Source organism: Bradyrhizobium sp., assembly GCF_030693485.1.
Classification (GTDB): Bacteria; Pseudomonadota; Alphaproteobacteria; order Rhizobiales; family Xanthobacteraceae; genus Bradyrhizobium.
The window spans coordinates 1-4,078 of record NZ_JAUYAN010000110.1; the positions used below are offsets into that span (position 1 = coordinate 1).

The window sequence follows — 4,078 nt, forward strand, 5'->3', positions numbered from 1 at the left end:
CCGTTAATTCGGGCTGCCTCTAGCTGCCGCGCAGCAGCCCATCCAGATCGACATCGATCTGGCCCGGCGCCCTGACGTGACGGACTTCAAAGGCGTCGGGCTGGAAACGGTATTCCACCAGCCCGACTTCCTTGCTGCCGATCACTTCCTGTCTATGGTCCGGAATGATGAAGCCGGCCGACGGCGCCCAGACGTGCCTGGTGTGGCGAAACGTGAAATCACGGCGCTGGTGCACGTGGCCGCTGGCGACCAGCCGCAGGTCGACGGTATCAAGCATCTCCACCAGCCGGCTGCGCGCCGGCATCGGAACATAGCGTATCGCCGTCGCCGCCAGTTCCGCATCGTCGGGTGAATTCAGAAACAACGGCTTGTGCAGGAACAGCGCCACCGGCCTGCCGTCGGCGCTGGCGAACTGCTGACCCAGCCAGTCGATCTGTTCGGCCTCGCCTGCAAGACCCGTGTTCATCACCATCGAATTGAGGCCGATGAAACACCAGCCGGCAGCCTCGAAGCGCCAGCGATCACAGCCGAAGCACGCGCGGTAAGCCTGCAGGCCTGGCTCGGTGACGGGTGAAGCCGGGGTGGGACCGAGCCTGGTCGGATTGTCGCCGACGTCATGATTGCCGGGAAGGTAGCGGCAGGGTGCCGGAAGTGCTGCGTGCAGCTCGCGGGCAAATTCGAAATCGTCCGGGTTGGTCGGCGCATCCCAGGCGAGGTCGCCGCTGTTGACGACGAGATCGGGCTGCGTCGCGTCGATGTATTCGCTCACCCGGTGAAAATTGTCGGTGAGTTTTGGATGGCGGCGGGTGAGGTGGGTGTCGGAAATCTGGGTCAGACGAAATTCGGGCATGCGACAGATCCCTTTCGCCGTCGATTATATATTGAACTAAACCGCTGTCGCGGTAGAGCAAGACGGCTCGATGCCCGCGAGCAGGGAAGTGGCTCCGCTGCCCGGCGACAGATCGGCCTTGGCGGGCTCTGCCAGCCTTTAGCTGCGCATGGCGGCGCGGAAGCCGACGAAGCTCAACGCGCCCGCCACGATGACGGCAATCCAGCCCGCCCAGAACGGCACATCGACGCCATTCAAGGTGACAGACCACCCCATCACAATCCGGATCAACTGCAGAAGCGCGATCAGAGTAAAGATGGCGGCGGCAAGCGTGCAAAAGGTTTTTATGGTCATTGCGTGTCTTCGAAGGCACACGAAGCCGCGCTCGTCCCCCGCAGCCAGAATGGGAGGTGCCGGCGCGGCGGGCACTCCCCTTAAGCAGGGAAGTTAACAGAGTCATACACGATGCGTCGGCCCACTCGTGCAAGATGGTTTCTGTAACGGCTGTCCTCCACCAGCCCGCGCCGCTATGACGCTCGCCGCCAGCCATCACAGAAACCTCAATAATGACCGGCGACGGAATAATGAACCTGACTTCAAATGACCGCATGACGGCGCACGCCCCTCAGGGCGGGAGAGAGGTTCATCGCGGTCGTTCGCCATATTGGTACCGGTTCGGACCGAAATCGGTGGAACCGCCTGCACTTGGTCACGGCGGCGGCGGTTGTGGTTCAAGCGCTTGAACCGGGATTTATTGTCAGGGAGAGGCGCGGTCGCTATAGCGGGGGCCTGCACTCCAACGGGGGGAATTTCGATGTCGGTTCAAACGGTTTTGCTGCCGGTCTTCGTGCTGGTGGGGCTTGCCTTCGCGCTGCTGTTGGGGATGGCGGCGGCACGGACCCGGGCGGTGACGGGACGCCAGGTCAGCCTCAAGGACGTCGCGCTGCGCCAGCCGGCCTGGCCGACGCGGGTCACCCAGATCGGCAACGCCTTCAGCAACCAGTTCGAACTCCCGGTGTTGTTCTACGTGCTGATCGCGCTGGCGCTGCCATTGCGCAAGGCCGACCTTGTCATCGTGCTGCTGTCCTGGGTGTTCGTCGTCACCCGCTTCGCCCATGCCGGCATCTTCGTGACCTCCAACGATGTCCGGCAGCGCTCGATGGTCTGGTTCGCGGGCGTGCTGGTGTTGTTTGCGATGTGGCTCTACTTCGCCCTGAAGATGCTGTTGTTGAGCTAACCCTCTCGAAACGAAAGTTTTTAATGACCCCCGCAGCGCGGCTCTCGGCCGCCATCGAACTGATCGGCACCATCGACGCAGACCGCGTTCCGGCGGCGAAGGCGCTGAAGGAGTGGGGCACCGCGCATCGCTATGCCGGCTCCGGCGACCGCGCCGCGATCGCCGGCCTGATCTGGGACGTGCTGCGCCGGCGCGCCTCCAGCGCCTGGATCATGGACGCCGATACGCCGCGGGCGCGCGTGCTGGGCATGCTCAAGCTCGAGCGCAAGCTCGATGCCGAGGCGATTGGCGCCCTGTGCGACGGCGGCCGTTTTTCGCCGGAGCCGCTGACCGCGGCCGAACGCTCCGCGTTGACCTCGCGGACGCTGGCGGAGGCGCCCGCGCATGTCGCCGGCGATTATCCGGAATGGCTCGACGGCCATCTGGCGCAGGCCTTCGGCGACGACCGGGTGGCGGAGGCGACCGCGATGGCGAGCCGGGCCCCGCTCGATCTGCGCGTCAACACGCTGAAGGCCGCGCGCGAAAAAATGCTGCCGTCGCTGGCCCATCTCGGCGTTCAGCCTACGCCGTGGTCGCCGATCGGGCTGCGCATCGAACTCGGCGCCGACGCGCGCAATCCCGGCATCCATGCCGAGGAGGATTTCATCAAGGGCGCGATCGAAGTGCAGGACGAGGGCTCGCAGCTGGCAGCCTTGCTGTCGGCCGCCAAACCCGGCGAACAGGTGATCGATCTCTGCGCCGGCGCCGGCGGCAAGACGCTGGCATTGGCGGCGATGATGCAGGGCAAGGGCCGGCTGATCGCCACCGACCACGACAAGCGCCAGCTGGCGCCGATCTACGAGCGGCTGTCGCGCGCCGGCGTGCACAATTGCGACGTCCGTACCCCGAAGGGCCCGAACGATACGCTTGCCGACATCCACGCGTCAGCCGACCTCGTGCTGATCGACGCGCCCTGTACCGGCACCGGCACCTGGCGGCGCAACCCCGACGCCAAATGGCGGATGCGCCCCGGCGCGCTGGAGGTGCGGCTGAAGGACCAGGTCACCGTGCTCGACCGCGCCGCTGCCCTGGCAAAACCGGGCGGCCGGATCGCCTACATCACCTGCTCGGTATTGCCGCAGGAGAACGGCGAGCAGATCAAGGCTTTTGTCGCGCGCCATCCCGGGTTTTCCGTGGTGCCGCCGGAGCAGACCGCCGCCGTGCTGTGGGACAAGGCCGAGGCGTTTGCGGCGGCCGCGCTGCAATCGCCGGAGGGCTGGCTGATGACGCCGCGGCGCACCGGGACCGACGGGTTTTTCGTGTCGGTGCTGAAGCGCGGGGTGGCCTGAGCTTGTTGCTCCGTCATTCCGGGGCGGCACGCAGAGCCGAACCTGGAATCTCGAGGTTCCGGGTTCGATGCTTCGCATCGTCCCGGAATGACGGAGCCACGAGCTCAGGTCGCCGCGGCCCGCTTCAACACCGACACGAAAAACCCGTCCGTCCCGGTCCGGCGCGGCGTCATCAGCCAGCCTTCATCTGACTTCAGCGCCGTCGCCGCAAAGTCCTCGGCCTTGTCCCACAGCACCGCGGCGGTCTGCTCCGGCGGCACCACCGAAAACTCGGGATGGCGCGCGGTGAAGGCCTTGATCTGTTCGCCGTTTTCCTGCGGGAGTACCGAACAGGTGATGTAGGCGATCCGGCCGCCCGGTTTTGCCAGGGCAGCGGCGCGGTCGAGCACGGTGACCTGGTCCTTCAACCGCACCTCGAGCGCGCCGGGGCGCATCCGCCATTTGGCGTCGGGGTTGCGCCGCCAGGTGCCGGTGCCGGTGCAGGGCGCGTCGATCAGCACGAGGTCGGCGCTGGCGTGGATATCGGCGAGCGTGTCGTTCGGGCCCTTCGGGGTGCGGACGTCGCAATTGTGCACGCCGGCGCGTGACAGCCGCTCGTAGATCGGCGCCAGCTGGCGCTTGTCGTGGTCGGTGGCGATCAGCCGGCCCTTGCCCTGCATCATCGCCGCCAATGCCAGCGTCTTG

Annotated in this window: 5 protein-coding genes; 2 read left to right on the forward strand and 3 right to left on the reverse strand. The window is 66.0% G+C overall.

The genetic code is table 11. The features are described 5' to 3' along the window. Positions 1–19: 19 nt before the first annotated feature. Positions 20–850: a metallophosphoesterase gene (locus tag Q8N40_RS08035; protein WP_305711441.1), complete on the reverse strand. Its 831-nt coding sequence runs from the start codon at positions 848–850 to the stop codon at positions 20–22. Between the two features lie 138 nt (positions 851–988). Beyond that, positions 989–1,183 (reverse strand): hypothetical protein, encoded by a 195-nt coding sequence (locus Q8N40_RS08040; protein WP_305318196.1) that lies wholly within the window; start codon positions 1,181–1,183, stop codon positions 989–991. A gap of 460 nt (positions 1,184–1,643) precedes the next feature. Between Q8N40_RS08040 and Q8N40_RS08045 the strand changes: the two genes are divergently transcribed. Together Q8N40_RS08045 and Q8N40_RS08050 are read left to right on the forward strand one after the other, a co-directional pair. Then, positions 1,644–2,066, forward strand: a complete 423-nt coding sequence (locus tag Q8N40_RS08045) for an MAPEG family protein (protein ID WP_305318197.1) — start codon at positions 1,644–1,646, stop codon at positions 2,064–2,066. Between the two features lie 23 nt (positions 2,067–2,089). After that, entirely contained in the window at positions 2,090–3,394 is a 1,305-nt protein-coding gene (locus Q8N40_RS08050) for an RsmB/NOP family class I SAM-dependent RNA methyltransferase (protein WP_305711442.1), read from the forward strand. A gap of 104 nt (positions 3,395–3,498) precedes the next feature. Here Q8N40_RS08050 and Q8N40_RS08055 read toward each other — a convergent pair. Further along, positions 3,499–4,078 (reverse strand): RsmB/NOP family class I SAM-dependent RNA methyltransferase (locus tag Q8N40_RS08055; RefSeq protein ID WP_305711443.1); only part of this gene is annotated, 580 nt, incomplete at its 5' end.